The organism is Duganella sp. GW821-FHT07G03 (assembly GCF_059418605.1).
This window is the reverse complement of sequence record NZ_JBWKQE010000002.1, coordinates 143450-161589: the sequence shown is the minus strand read 5'-3', so window position 1 is coordinate 161589 and position 18140 is coordinate 143450. Positions and strand designations below refer to the sequence as shown.

16 protein-coding genes are annotated in these 18140 nt (G+C 62.3%); 10 read left to right on the top strand and 6 right to left on the bottom strand.

Annotated elements, in window-relative coordinates; translation table 11 throughout:
• Positions 1-28: 28 nt before the first annotated feature.
• From AC07OK_RS04600 to AC07OK_RS04555, 10 genes are all read left to right on the top strand, one after another.
• On the top strand, positions 29-781 hold the full coding sequence (locus AC07OK_RS04600; protein WP_494689170.1) for a gamma-glutamyl-gamma-aminobutyrate hydrolase family protein: 753 nt from the start codon (positions 29-31) through the stop codon (positions 779-781).
• Between the two features lie 19 nt (positions 782-800).
• Complete coding sequence (locus AC07OK_RS04595; protein WP_494689169.1) at positions 801-2171, top strand: glutamine synthetase family protein; 1371 nt, start codon at positions 801-803, stop codon at positions 2169-2171.
• Between the two features lie 22 nt (positions 2172-2193).
• Entirely contained in the window at positions 2194-3645 is a 1452-nt protein-coding gene (locus AC07OK_RS04590; RefSeq protein WP_494689168.1) for an aspartate aminotransferase family protein, read from the top strand.
• Positions 3646-3661: 16 nt separating this feature from the next.
• Positions 3662-5149, top strand: a complete 1488-nt coding sequence (locus AC07OK_RS04585; RefSeq protein ID WP_494689167.1) for an aldehyde dehydrogenase — start codon at positions 3662-3664, stop codon at positions 5147-5149.
• Positions 5131-6510, top strand: a complete 1380-nt coding sequence (gene glnT / locus AC07OK_RS04580) for a type III glutamate--ammonia ligase (RefSeq protein ID WP_494689166.1) — start codon at positions 5131-5133, stop codon at positions 6508-6510. The genes AC07OK_RS04585 and glnT overlap by 19 nt, the downstream gene beginning before the upstream one ends.
• 10 nt (positions 6511-6520) lie before the next feature.
• Positions 6521-7858 carry a glutamine synthetase family protein gene (locus tag AC07OK_RS04575; protein ID WP_494689165.1) on the top strand — a complete coding sequence of 446 codons (1338 nt, stop codon included), beginning with the start codon at positions 6521-6523 and terminating at the stop codon, positions 7856-7858.
• Positions 7859-7860: 2 nt separating this feature from the next.
• Positions 7861-9222, top strand: coding sequence for an aspartate aminotransferase family protein (locus AC07OK_RS04570; protein WP_494689164.1), 1362 nt, complete (start codon positions 7861-7863; stop codon positions 9220-9222).
• Positions 9223-9303: 81 nt separating this feature from the next.
• Positions 9304-10371 carry a helix-turn-helix domain-containing protein gene (locus AC07OK_RS04565; protein ID WP_494689163.1) on the top strand — a complete coding sequence of 356 codons (1068 nt, stop codon included), beginning with the start codon at positions 9304-9306 and terminating at the stop codon, positions 10369-10371.
• Positions 10352-10840: a PIN domain-containing protein gene (locus tag AC07OK_RS04560; RefSeq protein ID WP_494689162.1), complete on the top strand. Its 489-nt coding sequence runs from the start codon at positions 10352-10354 to the stop codon at positions 10838-10840. The genes AC07OK_RS04565 and AC07OK_RS04560 overlap by 20 nt, the downstream gene beginning before the upstream one ends.
• A 245-nt stretch (positions 10841-11085) precedes the next feature.
• Positions 11086-12651, top strand: coding sequence for a hypothetical protein (locus tag AC07OK_RS04555; protein WP_494689161.1), 1566 nt, complete (start codon positions 11086-11088; stop codon positions 12649-12651).
• A gap of 74 nt (positions 12652-12725) precedes the next feature.
• On the opposite strand, the gene panB is transcribed toward AC07OK_RS04555, so the two are convergent.
• From panB to AC07OK_RS04525, 6 genes are all read right to left on the bottom strand, one after another.
• Positions 12726-13577 carry a 3-methyl-2-oxobutanoate hydroxymethyltransferase gene (gene panB, locus AC07OK_RS04550; protein ID WP_494689160.1) on the bottom strand — a complete coding sequence of 284 codons (852 nt, stop codon included), beginning with the start codon at positions 13575-13577 and terminating at the stop codon, positions 12726-12728.
• Between the two features lie 95 nt (positions 13578-13672).
• Positions 13673-14188, bottom strand: a complete 516-nt coding sequence (gene folK / locus AC07OK_RS04545; protein ID WP_494689159.1) for a 2-amino-4-hydroxy-6-hydroxymethyldihydropteridine diphosphokinase — start codon at positions 14186-14188, stop codon at positions 13673-13675.
• A gap of 18 nt (positions 14189-14206) precedes the next feature.
• On the bottom strand, positions 14207-15586 hold the full coding sequence (gene pcnB, locus AC07OK_RS04540; protein WP_020700908.1) for a polynucleotide adenylyltransferase PcnB: 1380 nt from the start codon (positions 15584-15586) through the stop codon (positions 14207-14209).
• Entirely contained in the window at positions 15579-16250 is a 672-nt protein-coding gene (locus AC07OK_RS04535) for a histidinol-phosphatase (RefSeq protein WP_494689158.1), read from the bottom strand. The genes pcnB and AC07OK_RS04535 overlap by 8 nt, the downstream gene beginning before the upstream one ends.
• A 10-nt stretch (positions 16251-16260) precedes the next feature.
• Positions 16261-16947 (bottom strand): DnaA regulatory inactivator Hda, encoded by a 687-nt coding sequence (gene hda / locus AC07OK_RS04530; RefSeq protein WP_161088999.1) that lies wholly within the window; start codon positions 16945-16947, stop codon positions 16261-16263.
• A gap of 48 nt (positions 16948-16995) precedes the next feature.
• Positions 16996-18090, bottom strand: coding sequence for an AI-2E family transporter (locus AC07OK_RS04525; protein ID WP_494689157.1), 1095 nt, complete (start codon positions 18088-18090; stop codon positions 16996-16998).
• Positions 18091-18140 lie beyond the last annotated feature (50 nt).

The window sequence follows — 18140 nt, the reverse complement described above, 5'->3', positions numbered from 1 at the left end:
GATACCAAAATAGGCATATGATGAAGCCATGCATAGCCCAATTGTCATCGTTCCCGCCTGTGTGAACCAGATCGGCGCCCATGCCAATCACACGGCCCAATTCAAATATGTCGCCGCAGTGGCCGATGGGGCGGGCTGCACGCCGCTCATCATGCCGGCCCTGGGCGCGTCCACCGATTTTGAGACGCTGCTGGCGCTGGCCGACGGCGTCATGCTGACCGGATCACCATCCAACGTGCATGCCAGCCTGTATGGGCAGGAAGTGCTGGACCCCTCGCTGCCGCAGGACGCTGCGCGCGACGCCACCACGCTGCCCTTCATCCGGGCGGCACTCAAGCGCGGCATACCTCTGCTGGCGATATGCCGCGGCTTCCAGGAAGTGAACGTGGCGCTGGGCGGCACGCTGCACCAGGCGGTGCACAACGTGGCCGGCATGGCCGATCACCGCGAACGCAAGGACCAGCCGCTGGAGCAGCAATACGCTGCCTCGCACCGCGTGCGATTGGAGCCTGGCGGGCAACTGGCGCGCATCCTGGGCGGCGCGTCCGACATCATGGTCAATTCGCTGCACGGCCAGGGCATCGCCCAACTGGCGCCATCGCTGGTCGCGGAAGCACGCGCCGACGACGGCCTGGTGGAAGCCTACCGCGTAGCAAACGCCAGTAGTTTCGCGCTCGCGGTACAGTGGCACCCAGAGTGGCGCCTGGCGGAGAATCCAGACTCCGTCAAATTATTCAAGGCCTTCGGCGAGGCCTGCCACAACTATAAAAATCAACGCTAGAAAACAAAGAGAGAAAACCATGGCAATCCGCGAAAATTTTACTTATACCGACATGGACCTGTGGCTCAACGAGAAGCACGTCACCGAAATCGAATGCCTGGTCCCCGACTTGACCGGCGTAGCACGCGGGAAGATCCTCCCGCGCGGTAAGTTCACCCAGGAGCGCGGCATGCGCATCCCCGAAGCGGTGCTGGGCATGACCGTGACCGGCAACTGCCCGGTGGAAGACGCAGGCTACGACCGCGCCATCTCCGCCACCGACCGCGACATGATCCTCAAGGCCGATCCGACCACCATCACGATGGTGCCGTGGGCCACCGATCCAACCGCGCAGGTCATCCACGACTGCTATTTCTCCGACGGCCGCCTGGTCGATTTCGCGCCGCGCTCCGTGCTGCGCCGCGTGCTGAAGCTGTACGCCGACAAAGGCTGGAAGCCAGTGGTGGCGCCGGAACTGGAGTTCTACCTGACCGCCAAGAACAGCGATCCCGATCTGCCTTTGAAACCGCCTATCGGCCGCAGCGGCCGCGCGGAAACCAGCCGCCAGGTCTACAGCATCGACGCGGTGAATGAATTCGATCCGCTGTTCGAAGACATCTACGACTACTGCGACCTGATGAACCTCGACGTCGACACGCTGATTCACGAAATCGGCGCCGGCCAGATGGAGATCAACTTCCTGCACGGCGATCCGCTCGGCCTGGCCGACAAGGTGTTCTTCTTCAAGCGCACCTTGCGCGAAGCGGCGCTCAAGCACGATATGTACGCGACCTTCATGGCCAAGCCGATGGCCGGCGAGCCGGGTTCCGCGATGCACGTGCACCAGAGCGTGGTCGACGCCAAGACCGGCAAGAACATCTTCAGCGCCGAAGACGGATCGGCCGCGCCGATCTTCAAGCACTACATCGGCGGCCTGCAACGCTACATGCCGTCGGCGATGGCGATCGTCGCGCCCTACGTCAATTCGTATCGCCGCATCGTGCGCCACACGGCGGCGCCGATCAACATCCAGTGGGGCATGGACAACCGCACCGTCGGTTTCCGTGTGCCGGAATCGGGCGTACAGGATCGCCGCGTGGAGAACCGCATCATCGGTGCGGACGCTAACCCCTACCTGGCGCTGGCGGTCACGCTGGCTTGCGGATACCTCGGCATGACCGAGCAGCTGGAACCTACGCCGATGACCGTCGGCAGCGCGTACGACCTGATGGTCGAACTGCCGCAAGGCCTGCCGGAAGCGCTGCAACTGCTGCGCGGCGAGGACAAGCTGCGCAGCGTGCTGGGCGACCGTTTCATCGACGTCTATTCGGCGATCAAGGATCTGGAACACCAGGAATTCATGACCGTCATCAGCCCGTGGGAGCGCGAGCACCTGCTGCTGCACGTCTGATCATTTAGAGATAGGAGCCATCATGTCGAACAATTCATTGGCGCCAAGCGCCGCATTGGTCGCGTCGGTCAAGGCCGCCGCGCGCCCGGAAGTGTATGACACCGCCGCCATCCAGAAGCTGGACACGGCCCACTATATGCATCCCTTCACCGACCACAAGGCGCTCGGCGAAAAGGGCGCGCGCGTGATGGTGCGCGGCGAGGGCATCTATCTGTGGGACTCGCAGGGCAAGAAGGTATTGGACGGCATGTCCGGCCTGTGGTGCGTCAATGTCGGCTACGGCCGCACCAGCATCTCGGAGGCGGTGTACAAGCAGATGGAGACGCTGCCGTTCTATAACAGCTTCTTCAACACCACCAATATCCCGGCGGTGGAACTGGCGGCCAAGCTGGTGAAGATATCGCCGCCGCAGTTCAACCACGTCTACTTCACGGGCTCCGGGTCGGAAGGCAACGATACCAATCTGCGCATGGTGCGCCGCTATTGGGATGTGTTGGGCTACAAGGAGCGCCACACCATCATCAGCCGCCATAACGCCTATCACGGCAGCACCGTGGCCGGCGCATCGCTGGGCGGCATGGACGGCATGCACGCGCAGGGCGGCTTGCCGATCCCTGGCATCGTGCATATCGGCCAACCGAACTATCTGGAATCCGGGCGCGGCATGACGGAGGCCGAATTCGGCATCGAAGCCGCATCGTGGCTGGAGAAGAAAATCCTGGAGGTCGGCCCGGACAAGGTCGCGGCCTTCATCGGCGAGCCGATACAGGGCGCTGGCGGCGTGATTATTCCGCCGGCCACCTACTGGCCGGAGATCCAGCGCATCTGCGACAAGTACGGCATTCTGCTGATCGCCGATGAGGTGATCTGCGGCTTCGGCCGGCTGGGCAAGTGGTTTGCGTCCGAGCTGTTCGGCATCAAGCCGGACCTGATCACTTTCGCCAAGGGCGTCACCTCCGGCTATGTGCCGCTGGGCGGTGTGCTGGTCGGCGACCGCGTAGCCGATGTGCTGATCGAGAAGGGCGGCGAGTTCAATCACGGCTTCACCTACTCCGGCCACCCGGTCGCTTGCGCGGCAGCGCTGGAGAATATCCGCATCCTCGAAGACGAGAAGCTGGTCGAGCGCGTCGGCAACGAGACCGGGCCGTATCTGAAAAAGCGTTTTGCCGAGCTGGCGGATCATCCGCTGGTTGGCTATGCTGATAGCTGCGGCTTCGTCGCGGGCTTGAACCTGGTGCGCGTCAAAGGCGCGACCGTGCACGAGAACGTGCCGTTCGACGAAGAGCTGGCCGTGGGCATGGTCTGCCGTGGCTACATGTTCAACAATGGCATGATCATGCGCGCCGTCGGCGACCGCATGATCATCGCGCCACCGCTGGTGATGAGCTGCGCGCAGATCGATGAGATGATTGCGCTGATACGCCATTGCCTGGACCTGACCTACGCAGACGTCCAGCAGCGCGGTTGGCTATAACGAATACGGAGACAATATGACGACAACATCCTGGCACGAGCGGGCGGGCAGCCTGCAAATCGACGGCCGCGCCTTCATCGGCGGCGAGCGCGTTTGGGCCAAATCCGAGCAGCAGTTTGAAAACCTGTCGCCGATCGATGGCCGCAAGCTGGGCATGGTGGCGCGCTGCGACGGCGCCGATGCCGACCTGGCGGTGGCTGCGGCACGCGCCGCGTTCGAAGATCGTCGCTGGGCCGGAAAATCGCCGGCGCAGCGCAAGCGCACGCTGATCAAGTTTGCGGACCTGGTGCAAAAATACGGCCCGGAACTGGCGCTGCTCGAAACGCTGGACATGGGCAAACCGATCAAATACAGCCAGAGCGTGGACGTGGGCGCGACCGCCAACTGCCTGCGCTGGTACGGCGAAGCGATCGACAAGATCTACGACGAGATCGCGCCGACTGCGGCCAACAGCCTGGCGCTGATCACGCGCGAGCCGGTCGGCGTGGTGGCGGCCATCGTGCCGTGGAACTACCCGATGATCATGGCCGCGTGGAAGATCGCGCCGGCGCTGGCCGCCGGGAACAGCGTGGTGCTCAAGCCGTCCGAGAAGTCGCCGCTGACGGCGCTGCGGTTGGCGGAGATCGCGCTGGAGGCGGGCATTCCGCCTGGCGTGTTCAATGTGCTGCCGGGTTACGGCCACGAAGCCGGCGCCGCGCTGGGCCTGCACATGGACGTGGATTGCATCGGCTTCACCGGCTCCACCCGTATCGGCAAGCAGATATTGCAGATGGCCGGGCAGTCCAACTTGAAGCGGGCTTGGACTGAGTTGGGCGGCAAGTCGGCCAATATTGTTTGTGCCGATTGCCCTGATCTGGACAAGGCTGTGGAAGCGGCCATCGGCTCCATCTACTTCAACCAGGGCGAGAGCTGCAACGCGCCTTCGCGGCTGTTTGTGGAAGAGTCGATCAAGGAGCAGTTCCTCGAAAAGGCGATGGCGATGATGCCGGCCTTCCAGCCCGGCGATCCGCTCGACGAGAACACCGTCATGGGCGCCATCGTCGATGCGACGCAATTGAAGACGGTGATGGGCTACATCGAAGCCGGCCAATCGGGCGGCGCCAAGCTGCTGTCCGGTGGACGCCAGGCGCGTACCGACACCGGCGGCTACTACGTCGAACCGACGCTGTTCGACCAGGTCGACAGCAGCATGACCATCGCGCGCGAAGAGATCTTCGGGCCGGTGCTGTCGGTGCTGAGTTTTACCGACGTGAAGGACGCGGTCAGGCAGGCCAACGCCACGTCCTACGGCTTGCAGGCGGCTGTATGGACGGCCGATATCAGCAAGGCGATCCAGACGGCGCGTGCGCTGCGCGCCGGCACCGTGCACGTCAACCAGTACGACGGCGACGATATCACCGTGCCGTTCGGCGGCTACAAGCAGTCCGGCAATGGCCGCGACAAGTCGCTGCACGCCTTCGACAAATACACCGAGTTGAAAACTACATGGATACAAATCGGCTAGACAGCACGGCGGCCCGTTCGACGGAAGAATTGCAGCGTGAGCTGGCCGCGAAAGGCGTGCGCTTTGTGTTCGCGCAGTTCACGGACATTCACGGCGCGGCCAAGGGCAAGCTGATACCGCTGGCGAATCTGGACGATATCGTTTCGCCTGGTGCGGGATTCTCCGGCCCATCGATCTGGGGCACGGGCTTGCCGCGCACCGGTCCGCGCTCGGAATACTATGGCCGCGCCGATCTCTCCACCCTGAAGGCCATGCCCTGGCTGCCCGGTTACGCGCGCGTAGCGCTGGACGGCCATGTGGCAGGCAAGCCTTTCGACGCCTGCCCGCGCCAGGTATTGTGCAAGCAGGTCGAGCGGCTGGCGCAGCGCGGCTGGACCCTGAACGCGGGACTGGAACCAGAGTTCTTCCTGCTGCAAAAAGGCGCTAATGGCTACGACGCCGAAGCCGCCGATACGCTGGAAAAGCCATCCTACGATACCAAGAGCTTGCTGCGCCGGCGCGGCTTCATCGAGAAGCTGACTGCATCGCTGGACCAGTGTGGGCTTGGCGTGTTCCAGATCGATCATGAAGATGCGACCGGCCAGTTCGAAGTCAATTACAAGTACGCCGATGCGCTCAAGGCGGCCGATGACTTCATGCTCTTCAAGATGGCGGCGCAGCACATCGCCGAAGAGGAAGGTCTGCTGTTCTCGATGATGCCCAAGCCGTTCGCCGATCGTCCCGGAAGCGGACTGCATTTCCACTTGTCGCTGGCGAATGTCGCCGGCAAACCCATGTTCGCGTTGGGCGAAGAGAAAGAGCAGGGTGGGCGCGGCCTTGGCCTGTCATCGCTGGCCTATCACTTCATGGCGGGCCTGCTGCATCACGCGCCGGCGCTGACCGCCTTGTGCGCGCCGACCGTCAATTCGTATAAACGATTAATGTGCGGGCAGTCGCTGTCCGGCACCAGCTGGGCGCCGGCCTTCATCGGCTACGGCGACAACAACCGCACCACGGTTGCGCGCGTGGTCTATCAGCGCATCGAATGGCGCTTGCCGGACAGTTCGGCCAATCCCTATCTGGCGTTGGCGGGCGTGATCGCGGCAGGACTGGACGGCATCGACCGGGCGCTGGAAGCCGCAGAACCGGTCAATCAGGATGTGTACGACATGACCGACGCTGCGCGCGCGGAACTGGGACTGAAGCTGCTGCCGCAAAATCTCGGCGTAGCCGCCGCTGCGCTGAAGGCCGACACCGTGCTGGCCGAAGCGCTGGGCGCAGACATCGTCAACGAGTTTGTGGCGCTGAAGAGCGCCGAGTGGATCGAATACAGCCAACACGTCAGCGCCTGGGAAACCACGCGTTATCTCGACCGCTTCTAGGAGCAGAGCAATGAGCCAGGCCATGAGGGATTTTCTGCGTGACCGCAACATACACGAAGTGGAGTGCGTGATCGCCGACATGACCGGCATCGCGCGTGGCAAGATCCTGCCCAAGGACCTGTTCCTTAGCGAGGGCGAGATGCGCCTGCCCAAGAGCGTATTGCTCAACACCGTCAACGGCGAGCAGCCTAATAATCTTCCCTATACCGGCGCCACCGATCCCGACATGATCTGCGTGCCGGACCTGGCCACGCTGCGGCAGGTGCCGTGGGCCGCGGAGAACGTCGCGCTGGTGATCCACGATTGCCAGAACTTCGACGGTTCACCGGTCGGCCTGTCGCCGCGCGCCGTGCTGCGCAAGGTGCTTAAGCTATACGCGGAACGCGGCTGGCAGCCGGTGGTGGCGCCGGAGATGGAGTTCTACCTGGTCGCGCGCAGCAGCAATCCGCATGAGCCGCTGACTCCACCGCTGGGCCGCAGTGGCAAGACGGAATCCGGTCGTCAGTCCTATTCGATCGACGCCGTCAACGATTTCGATCCCTTCTTCCTGGAGCTGTCCACCTTCTGCAAGCAGCACGAGCTGGGCGTGGAGACACTGATCCACGAAGCGGGCGCCGGGCAGATGGAGATCAACTTCACGCACGGCGAGGCGCTTGAGCTGGCCGACCGCGTTTTCCTGTTCAAGCGCGCGGTGCGCGAGACGGCGCTGCGGCACGGGATCTTTGCCACCTTCATGGCCAAGCCGATGGAGACGGAGCCCGGTAGCGCGATGCACATCCATCAGAGCATATTGGATGCCGCGACCGGCGCCAACATCTTCAGCCGCGCCGACGGTGAGGCCAGCGATTTGTTCTTCAACTATATCGCGGGGCTGGAGCAGTACGCGGCGGCGGCCACGCTGCTGTTCGCACCGCACGTGAATTCGTATCGCAGGCTGTCGCGCTTCATGTCGGCTCCGACCAATGTACATTGGGGGTACGACAACCGCACCTGCGGCATCCGCATTCCGAACTCCGCGCCGCTCAACCGGCGCGTGGAGAACCGCGTGCCGGGCGTGGACGTCAATCCCTACCTGGCGATGGCCGCCACGCTGGCCTGCGGCTATCTCGGCATGACGCAGGGCTTGACGCCATCGCCACCGACCTCCGACAGCGCCGAACATGTGCACGACCAGTTGCCGCGCAACCTGGAGGACGCCATTCTGCGCCTGCGCGAATGCCAGCCGCTGAGCGAGATCCTGGGCGAGTTGTTCGTGCAGGCCTTCTGCGAAGTGAAGGAACTGGAATTCGCCACCTACAGCCGCGTGATCAGCTCCTGGGAGCGCGAGCACTTGATGCTGCTGGTGTAAGCATGGCCGGCACCCGCGACGGCTTGAACTGGCCCCGCGCGCAAGCGCTGGCCGCCGCCGAACGCGCCAGCTACATCGCGCGCAATCCGGTATCGGCGCGCTTGGCGGGGCAGGCCGCGCAGCACCTGCTGTTCGGCGTGCCGATGCACTGGATGAACGACTGGTCCACGCCGTTCGCGCTGACGGTGCGCGAAGCATCGGGCGCCCGCTTCCGCGACGCCGATGGCCACGAATACATCGACTTCTGCCTGGGCGACACCGGCGCCATGTTCGGCCATGCGCCGCCGCCGGTGGCGCAGGCGATCGCGCGCCAGGCCGCGCGCGGCTACACCGCCATGCTACCGTCGGAAGATGCCGCGCCGGTGGCGGCGGACCTGGCGCGGCGTTTCGGCCTGCCGTACTGGCAGTTCGCCCTGTCCGCATCGGACGCCAACCGCTTCGTACTGCGCTGGCTGCGCGCCGCGACTGGCCGCAGCAAGGTGCTGGTCTTCAACGGCTGCTACCACGGCACGGTGGACGACGTGTTCGTCGATCTGGTGGACGGCGTGCCGACGCAGCGCGACAGCCTGTTGGGGCAGGTGCACAAGCTGACGGATCACACGGTGGTGGTGGAGTTCAACGACTTGCCGGCGCTGGAGGCGGCGCTGAAGCAGGGCGACATCGCCTGCGTGCTGGCCGAGCCGGTGATGACCAACATCGGCATGGTGCTGCCGCAGCCGGGATATTGGGAGGCCGCGCAGCAGCTCATCAAGCGCCACGGCAGCCTGCTGGTGATCGACGAAACGCATACCATCAGCAGCGGCCCCGGAGGCTACGCGCAGGCGCACGGCATGCAGCCGGACGCGCTGGTGGTCGGCAAGCCGATCGGCGGAGGTATTCCTTGCGCGGTCTATGGATTTACGGAGGAGTTGGCGCGGCGGGTGGAGCAGGCCAAGCGCGATGCGCCACCCGGCCACTCCGGCGTCGGCACCACGCTGAGCGCCAACATGTTCGCGATGACCGCGATGCGCGCCAATCTTGAGCAAGTGATGACTGAGCAGGCCTACCAGCACATGTTCGCGCTGGCGGCCCAATTGGCGGAAGGCCTGCGCGACGTGATCGCGCGCCACAAGCTGCAGTGGTGCGTCACGCAGATTGGCGCCCGCACCGAATTCCAGTTCACGCCCATCGCGCCGCAAAACGGCACGCAAGCGCAAGCGATACTGGACAGCGATCTTGAACAGATTATCCACCTCTACCTGCTCAACCGCGGCCTGCTGATCACGCCGTTCCACAACATGCTGCTGGTGTGCCCAGGTACCAGCGAGAACGATATCAAGCAGCTATTGACCTCCTTTGATGCCTGTTTGTCCGAACTCGTTTGAGCCAGAATAAGTGATGGTTTACAAAGTGGTATATTATAAGTGGAAATGTAAACCGCAATCGCACGGTTCTGGAGGTAAATCATGATTGGTCAACGGCTGTTCCGGGCGCGCAAGGCGGCCGGCTTATCGCTGCGTGAACTGGCGGCCAAGGTCGATCTGTCTCATGCTGCGATCAAAAAGTACGAGGACGAATTGGCCGTGCCAACGTCCGCAACTCTCATCAAACTCGCCGAGGCGTTGCAAGTCCGGACCGAATATTTCTTCCGTCCTGAGACAGTCGCGCTGGAGGGTATCGAATATCGCAAGCGTAGCTCTCTGCCCAAGAAGCGCCTGGAAGCTATCGAACATGAGGTAATCGATCAGATCGAGCGGCGCATCGAGTTGGAGGCCCTGTTCCCAAAGCCGCCATTGAAAGTGTTCTCCCCCATCGCAGGATTGCCGAAGAAGATATCTGACGTGTCGCGGATCGAAGACGTAGCCGAGCAAGTACGCAATGCATGGGCATTGGGCTACGCGCCGATTCCTGAGTTGATCGATGCGTTGGAAACACATGGTATCCGCGTGTTCATGATCGACGCGAATGCAGATCCTAAATTTGATGGCCTGGCGGCTTCCGTGCACAAGATGCCTGTGATAGTCGTTGGCCGAAATTGGCCGGGAGACCGGCAGCGGTTCACTTTGGCGCATGAGCTGGGACACCTGATGCTGTCAGGGCGTCTGGCCGACGACCTGGATGAGGAGTTGGCGTGCAATCGGTTCGCCGGTGCTTTCCTGGTGCCGCGCCAGTCTGCATTGCAGGAGTTGGGGGCACGGCGCAGTTTTATCGAACTGAAGGAACTGGCTTTGCTGAAGGAGGAATTCGGCCTTAGCATGGGCGGTTTGCTGCATCGCGCCCGCGATCTGGGTATCGTTAGCCCGGCATGGCGTGATGAGCAGGCACGCCAGTTCCGGTTGAAGGGCTGGCATCTGACGGAGCCCGGTGCGCCTTATCCTGTCGAACAGCCTCACGTCTTCGAGCAGTTGATCTTTCACGCGCTTGCCGAGGATTACATTGGTGAGTCCAAGGCGGCGGAGTTGATGTGCATGCCGATTAGCGCTTTTCGCAAAATGCGATCACTGGAAAGTGGCAATGCTGCTCCTTATCAGTGACGCCAACATCCTGATTGATATGGACGTCGACGGCTTGTTGGCACCGATGTTCAGCATGGAGTACAGATTTGCCGTCCCTGACGTTCTCTATGTCGACGAACTTGAACCGCAGCACATCGGATTACTCGATCTGGGACTGGAGTCGATGACGCTGGATGCAGACGCGGTTGCGAACGTAATGACGCTCACGCGGCGCTACCCACGGCCGGGGCGTATCGATCTCTTTGCACTGGCGTTGGCTGCCGCTAAAGCATGTCCGCTTCTCACCGGCGATAAGGATTTACGTGCAGCCGCCGAAGCGGAGGGCGTGGAGGTGTGCGGAACGCTTTGGTTGGTGACGGAGATGGTCCGCACAGAGAAGATTTCGACGACGGTAGCGCGGGCCGCGTATCAGCGCATGCGCGATAGCGGCCGAAGGCTGCCCTGGAATCTGGCCGAGCAAATGGTGTCGGAATTTGACGTCGTTTAGACTGTGAACGCCATGAGGGCGCATCTAACTCGCACCGATTATTGCCTCGCGGGCACCAATTTTTTATTTGGTAACAATTTCTATGATTTAATGGGAGGGTAACTATTGATCGTTGATTGATGGCTAACTAAAGGCCAAATATGCCCCCGCAGAATAGAAACCTTAAAGAGCAGTTCGCAGAGTTGGGTCTTAGGCAGCGCGAACGGCGCGCGCTGATTCGCCCCGTTAGTCAGGTGACTTTTTGCTTGAAAACCGTAGCTGGGCAGGACAGATTTTCCGCGACGGTTGATAGCATTTTGCGATGGATGGGACAACGCGCGGGACGGGAGTTACCGGCAGAGGCTTGGGATAGAAAGTCTTTTGAACTTTCCGATATTGGTGCTCAGCGTACTGCTGCAGTAGGGCTTTTGGAGCCGAGGTATTGGGCAGCGCGCCTTGACGATGCAGATAAAAACGTACCGCTTCGAACTTGGGTTACTGAGATAGGCGTTGGGGTTAGTGAAAATGGTGATGTACTCTTTGGGACGCGACTGGTCTGCACAACTCGCGGTGAAGACTTGCCTTTCAATAGATCGATTCCCGGCTTCGTTAAAAAGATTCTCAAAAGCGGCCCTGCGGAACTTGACGGAGAATTAATTTTCTCTGATCCGAGGGTGATTACTTCTGAGGCTGAGGTTGAAAAATTAGTTCAACTTTTAGAAAATCCAGCCCGCCAATCTGATGTGATTGTTTTTGCTCTTCCAGAGCGCTCGACAAGTATTGAGGACGCCGCTGCATCAGTTCGAGACATCTATAAAAGCGTGCAGGGAGCTGCACACATATTTGTGCTGTCGGGACCGGCAAGTTTCATGCTGACGGATCGGATTGGACGAGAACTATCAGTATTTCGTCAGGCTGTACGTACCTACAAAGCAGGATTTAGAAGTTGGACGGATCAGCCGTCGAATCACCCCTTGGCTTTACCACAGAAGATTTTGTCATGGGGTGGAGAAGGGGCAAAAGGATTTGAACGATGGATGATCGATCAAGTTTTGAGCGACTCCATATATGCGCCTGATCGAGAGTTGTATGTCCCTGAGTTCAATGCTGTTCGGCATTTGGCCACGCAGGCCGAGCGTGCACGCCTGAAGGAAACGGGGGCCACCGAATCTGAGTTGATAACGTTATATGAGCAGGACAATGAGGAACTTCGGAAGGAAGTCAAAGAGCAAAAAGATCAGTATGATGGCTTGCTTGTGACTGCCGACAAAGAACGGGAAGTTGCAGTACTAGAGGCAAATCTGGCTAAAGCACAGGCTTTCGAACGTCTGCAAAGAATTCGAGTTCTCGAACGCCAACTTTTGGAAAGTAGTGCATCCCGAACTACTCCTATACCGGATACGTTTGACGGGTTCGAGAGTTGGTGCAAGGAGCATTTGGTTGGTGCAGTGGAGCTCACTAATCGAGCTTTTCAAGGGATAAGAAAATCGGATTTTCATGATCCGGCGTTCGTCTATAAATCTTTGATTCTGCTACGAGATCAATACGTTCCAATGCGTATCAATCCGGGACAAGAGCGTAGGACAGCCTACGATGAGGCATTGGAAGCTTTTCACTTGGAAGACAGCAGCACTGGCGAAGGTGTGAAATTTGATGAAGGATTGTACTCAGTTCAGTACGGAGGGCGCCGACGCACTTTGGATCGACATTTGAAAGGGAATGACTCACGTCAGCGACAGTTTGGTTTCCGTTTATATTTCTTTTGGGACGACGATGGTGAAGTGGTGGTAGTCGGCTGGCTCCCATCGCATTTAGATAATCGTGCAAGCTAATTGTGGCCTTACTGTACTGGGTCTGCGCATTTCAATGTGATCTTGAGAGGGGAGTGCCGCTCCCCTCTCTGCCCTTAGAAGCAGTGCTCCAGCGCCGGGAAGGTGCCGTCCTTGACGGCGGTGACGTAGGCGGTGACGGCGGCGTCGATGCTGGTCTGGCCTTCCATGAAGTTCTTCACGAAGCGCGCTTTGCGGCCCGGGAATACGCCCAGCAGGTCGTGCATCACCAGCACCTGGCCCGAACAGTCCGGACCCGCGCCGATGCCGATGGTCGGCACCGACAACAGCTCGGTGACTTCCTTGCCCAGCTGCGCAGGGATGGCTTCCAGCAGTACCATGGCGGCGCCGGCGGCCTGCATCTTCAATGCGTCCGCCTTCAGCAGGTCGGCGCTTTCCGTGGTTTTGCCCTGCACCTTGTAGCCGCCCAGCTGGTGCACCGATTGCGGCGTCAGGCCGAGGTGGGCGCAGACCGGCACCGCGCGGTCGGTCAGGAAGCGCACCGTGTCCGCCAGCCAGGCGCCCCCTTCCAGCTTGACCATGTGCGCGCCCGCCTGCATCAGCTGCACGGCGTTGGCGTACGCGGTTTCCGGCGTGCCGTAGGCGCCGAACGGCAGGTCGGCCACGATCATCGCCGACTTGCTGCCGCGCGCGACGGCGGCCGTGTGGTAGGCCACTTCGGCCACCGTCACCGGCAGCGTCGACTGGTGGCCGTTGCAGACCATGCCCAGCGAATCACCGATCAGCAGGATCTCGACGCCGCAGCGGTCCATCAGCGAGGCGAAGCTGGCGTCGTAGCAGGTCAGCATGGTGATCTTTTCACCGGCCGCGCGCAGGTTCGCCAGCGTGGGTATGGTGACTGCCTTGTTGGCGACCGCTTTGGCCGGTGCAGGTGCGGTGGTGGCGGCAGGCTTTTGGCTCGCAGCCATTTCGTTTCCTTGCAAATAACCAGACATGGGAAATCCTTTAAAGATGTGATGACACGGCGATAGTGTAGTCCTGAATGCTATCGCGTGCAGGGGAGTCAAATAATGGGGCTGATGCCCTGATCGGCTACCGCGGCGGCATAATCCTGCGCCGCGCCGCGGCCGGGAATGTGGATCGCCGGCGCCAGTTCCAGCAGCGGCACCAGCACGAAGGCGCGCTCGGTCATGCGCGGATGCGGCACGGTCAGCGTGGCGCTGGCGATCTGCTGGTCGCCGTACAGCAGCAGGTCCAGGTCCAGCGTGCGCGGGGCGTTGCGGTAGGGCCGTTCGCGGCCGTGCGCCTGCTCGATGCCGTGCAGCGCCTGCAGCAGCGCTTCGGCGTCCAGCGTGGTGGCGATGCGGGCCACGGCGTTGATGTAGTCGTCGCCGCTCGAATCGATCGGCGCGGTGCGGTACAGGCCCGACGCCGCCATCAGCGTGCAGCCGGGCAGGCCTTGCAGGCGCTCCAGCGCGTCGGCCACGTTGCCGCGCGCGTCGCCCAGGTTGGCGCCGATGCCGATGTAGGCGATGGTGAAGGCGAAGCCGTCTTCACCTGGTTGGCCGATGATGCTCATGATGCGTGAACGCGTAGCTTATTCCGCGCCGCCGTCGCCGCCGGCGTTGCCGCCTTCAGCGCCGCCCTTGCTGCGGCCACCGCGACGCGGTGCGCGTTTGCGCTTGGCGCCGCCGGCGCCGGCAGGCTGGTTGGCCGTCGCGATCAGGTCTTCGCGGGTGGCTTCGTCGCCTTCATAGAACGCGGTCCACCATTCGCCCAACTCGGCGTCGATCTCGCCCGAGGCGCAGCGCAGCAGTAGGAAGTCGTAGCCGGCGCGGAAGCGCAGGTGCTCCAGCAGCTTGTGCGGCGACTTGCCGCTGCGGCGCTCGAAGCGCGGCTGCATCGACCAGATGTCGCGCATGTCGGAGCCGATCTTGCGCTGCAAGGCCAGCTTCTCGGTTTGCGAATCGAGCACGTCGTCGGCGGCCAGGTGCAGCGCGGGGATGGTCTGCTCGCCGGCGGCGCGGTAGGCGGTCCACTTCTCCAGCACCTGGTGCCACAGCAGCGACGCAAACAGGAAGCCCGGCGACACCGTCTTGCCGGCGTGGATGCGGGAGTCGGTCGAATCGAGCGCCAGCGTCACGAACTTGAAGCCCAGCGGCTGCTCCAGCACCACGTCCAGCAGCGGCAGCAGGCCGTGATGCAGGCCTTCCTTGCGCAGCTGCTGCAGACAGGCCAGCGCCTGGCCGCTCATCAACAGCTTGAGCATCTCGTCGAACACGCGCGCCGCAGGCACGTTGTCGATCAGCGAAGCCATGACCGGGATCGGCGCGCCGGTATTCGGCTCGATGGTGAATTTGAGCTTGGCGGCGAAGCGCACCACGCGCAGCATTCGCACCGGGTCTTCGCGGTAGCGCGCTTCCGGCTGGCCGATGATGCGCAGCGTCTTGGCGCGGATGTCTTCCACGCCGCCGTGGTAGTCCAGCACCTGCTGGTTGGCCGGGTTGTAGTACATGGCGTTGATGGTGAAGTCGCGCCGCACCGCGTCCTCCGCCTGCGAGCCGAAGGTGTTGTCGCGCAGGACGCGGCCATGTTCATCCTTGGGCGCGTTGTCCAGCGTGGTGCCGCGGAAGGTGGTCACCTCCAGCAAATCCTGGCCGAACATCACGTGCACGATCTGGAACCGTTTGCCGATGATGAAGGCGCGGCGGAACAGGCGCTTGACCTGCTCCGGCGTGGCGTTGGTGGCGATGTCGAAGTCTTTCGGCTTCACGCCCAGCAGCAGGTCGCGCACGGCGCCGCCGACCACGAAGGCTTCGTAGCCCGCTTCCTGCAGGGTGCTGGTGACGCGCACCGCGTTCGACGACAGCAGGCGCGGATCGATGCCGTGGGCTTCGGGGCCCAGTATCACCGGCGTGCTGGTGTCGCGTGCCTTGCTCTTGGTGCCGAGGATTTTGCGGATCAGTTTCTTAATCATTGAATAGGTCAATTAATGGCCAGCCTTGGGCTGTGGCGTGCGTTTTCAGTGCGGCGTTGGGGTTGGTCGCCACCGGATGGCTGACGATGGACATCAGCGGCAGGTCGTTGTGCGAATCGCTGTAGAAGTGGACGGTGCCGAAGTCTTCCAGCTTCTTGCCCATCTTCGCCAGCCAGGCCTTGGTGTGCGTGACCTTGCCCGCGCCCTGGGTCGGCGTGCCGAGCAGCTTGCCGGTCAGCTTGCCGTCGGCGTCTGTTTCCGGCATGGCCGCGATCAGGTGCTCCACGCCCAGCGCCTTGGCGATCGGCGCGGTGACGAAGTGGTTGGTGGCGGTGACGATGGCCACCAGGTCGCCGGCGTCGATGTGCTTTTGCAGCAGCGCGCGCGCCGCCGGGCGGATCGCAGGCAGCACCACTTCGGCCATGTACTGCTCCTGCATCGCCTGCAGGCGTTCGCGCGGGAAGGAGGCCAGGGTGCCGAGCGAGAACTCCAGGTATTCCACCGGGTCCAGCGTGCCGGCCTGGTACTGGGCGAAGAATTCATCGTTGCGGCGGGCGAATTCGGCGGCGTCCACGGCGCCGATGCGCACCAGGAACTGCCCCCACTCGTAGTCGGAGTCGATCGGCAGCAGCGTGTGGTCGAGGTCAAACAAGGCTAAGTTCATGCAGGATTCGTCATTCTTTAGCTTCCGCCTGCAACCACTCGCGCAACAGCGGCAGGGTGATCGGGCGTTGGGTTTCGAGGGAATATTGGTCCAGCGAGTCCAGCATCGTCGACAACGACCGCATGTCGCGCTGAAAATGGGACAGCAAGTAGGGTATCACGCCGGGCGACAGCGTCAAGCCGCGGGCGGTGGCGGCGGCGGTCAGCGCGGCCACTTTCTCGTCGTCGGTCAGGCCGTGGATCTGGTAGATCAGGCCCCAGCCCATGCGGGTGCGCAGGTCCTCGCGCACCGGCAGCACCGCCGGCGCCACCGCGCCGCTGCACACCATGAAGGCGTTGTTGGCGCGGATTTCATTGAACAGGGCGAAGGCGTCGATCTGCGCCAGCGGCGACAGCTTTTCGCAGTCGTCGAGCAGGTACAGGTCCACCTCCGGCGAGTAGACGAATTCGGACTCGATGGAAAACGGCGAGATGTAGCGCGCGCGCAGCTGCTCGGCTTCGCCGCCGGCGCTGGCCAGGGCTTTCAGCAGATGGGTCTTGCCGACGCCGCCCGCGCCCCACAGGTAGGCGAAGTGCTCGCGCGACGTGCGGTCGGCGAACTGCGCCATCAGCGCTGCCGCTTCGGCATTCTGTCCCACCTCGAACGATGCGAGGCTGTGCGCCTGGTCTGCGCCTAAATCGAGCACCAGCTGTTTCATGGCGTTCGCCTGTTTATGATCTTTTGCATAACGTTTTTCTGTTCGACGTCACGCATTATAGAAGCTGCTGCGCAGGTAGTGGCGGCGCAGATGCTTAAATGCCACCATCAGCACCGCCGAAGCGGGTAATGCCAGCAGTACGCCGACAAAGCCGAACAGCTGGCCGAAGGCCAATAAAGCGAAAATCACGGCCAGCGGATTGAGGCCGATGCGCTCGCCCACCAGGCGCGGCGTGAGGAAAAAGCCCTCCAGCACCTGGCCGGCGCCGTAGATGCCGGCCACCGCGATCACGCCGCTCCAGTCGGAAAACTGCAGCACCGCCGAAATCAGCGCCAGCACCAGGCCCAGGCCGAAGCCCAGGTAGGGGATGAACACCAGCAGGCCGGTGATGATGCCGACCGGCAGCGCGACATCGAAGCCGGCGATCGCCAGCGCCACCGAGTAGTACACCGCCAGCACGAACATCACCAGCAGCTGGCCGCGCAGGTACTGGGCCAGCAGGGTGTCGACCTCCTCGGCCATGTCCATGGTGGCGCCTATCCAGCGGCGCGGCACGGCGCCGGCGATGCGGGCCAGCATCGGGTGCCAGTCCAGCAGCAGGTAGAACAGCACCACCGGGATCAGCACCAGCGTGGCGATCCAGCCCAGCACCGCGGTGCCGCCCACGCGTGCCGAATTGAGCACGGCGGTCCAGATCTCGTCGCCGCTGGTGGCCATCTGCTGCGACACCAGCTTCTTGATGCCGTCGCTGTCGAGGCGCACCTTGACGCCCATTTCCTGCAGCTTGGGACCCAGCAGGTCGTTGGCCTTGGCCAGGAAGGCGGGGATCTGCGCCTGCAGCAGGGGGATTTCCTTTTGCAGCACCGGCACCACGATCAGCACCAGCGCGGCGATGGCGGCGAAGAACAGCACCACCACCACCAGCACGGCCAGCGCGCGCGGCACCCGCAGGTTCAGGCGGCCCAGCCGTGGATGCAGGTGGTCGAGGAAATCGACGCCCGGATTGAGCGCATAAGCGAGGATGGCGGCGGCCAGGAAGGGCGTCAGCACCGGCCCCAAAGTGACCAGCAACAGGAAGAATGCCGCCCAAACCGCTACCCAGAATGCCGTTTGCTTTTGCTCTACCGAGAGGGGAAATGGCATGGAAAGTGATTTAGATGGTTAAAAACGGCTGTTGGACGGGGCATTTTGAT

Excerpts from the sequence above, each read along its gene's own strand:
- AC07OK_RS04600 (WP_494689170.1), top strand. The coding sequence starts at position 29 with ATGCATAGCCCAATTGTCATCGTTCCCGCCTGTGTGAACCAGATCGGC.
- AC07OK_RS04595 (WP_494689169.1), top strand. The coding sequence starts at position 801 with ATGGCAATCCGCGAAAATTTTACTTATACCGACATGGACCTGTGGCTC.
- AC07OK_RS04590 (WP_494689168.1), top strand. The coding sequence starts at position 2,194 with ATGTCGAACAATTCATTGGCGCCAAGCGCCGCATTGGTCGCGTCGGTC.
- AC07OK_RS04585 (WP_494689167.1), top strand. The coding sequence starts at position 3,662 with ATGACGACAACATCCTGGCACGAGCGGGCGGGCAGCCTGCAAATCGAC.
- glnT (WP_494689166.1), top strand. The coding sequence starts at position 5,131 with ATGGATACAAATCGGCTAGACAGCACGGCGGCCCGTTCGACGGAAGAA.
- AC07OK_RS04575 (WP_494689165.1), top strand. The coding sequence starts at position 6,521 with ATGAGCCAGGCCATGAGGGATTTTCTGCGTGACCGCAACATACACGAA.
- AC07OK_RS04570 (WP_494689164.1), top strand. The coding sequence starts at position 7,861 with ATGGCCGGCACCCGCGACGGCTTGAACTGGCCCCGCGCGCAAGCGCTG.
- AC07OK_RS04565 (WP_494689163.1), top strand. The coding sequence starts at position 9,304 with ATGATTGGTCAACGGCTGTTCCGGGCGCGCAAGGCGGCCGGCTTATCG.
- AC07OK_RS04560 (WP_494689162.1), top strand. The coding sequence starts at position 10,352 with ATGCTGCTCCTTATCAGTGACGCCAACATCCTGATTGATATGGACGTC.
- panB (WP_494689160.1), bottom strand. The coding sequence starts at position 13,577 with ATGGCTGCGAGCCAAAAGCCTGCCGCCACCACCGCACCTGCACCGGCC.
- folK (WP_494689159.1), bottom strand. The coding sequence starts at position 14,188 with ATGAGCATCATCGGCCAACCAGGTGAAGACGGCTTCGCCTTCACCATC.
- pcnB (WP_020700908.1), bottom strand. The coding sequence starts at position 15,586 with ATGATTAAGAAACTGATCCGCAAAATCCTCGGCACCAAGAGCAAGGCA.
- AC07OK_RS04535 (WP_494689158.1), bottom strand. The coding sequence starts at position 16,250 with ATGAACTTAGCCTTGTTTGACCTCGACCACACGCTGCTGCCGATCGAC.
- hda (WP_161088999.1), bottom strand. The coding sequence starts at position 16,947 with ATGAAACAGCTGGTGCTCGATTTAGGCGCAGACCAGGCGCACAGCCTC.
- AC07OK_RS04525 (WP_494689157.1), bottom strand. The coding sequence starts at position 18,090 with ATGCCATTTCCCCTCTCGGTAGAGCAAAAGCAAACGGCATTCTGGGTA.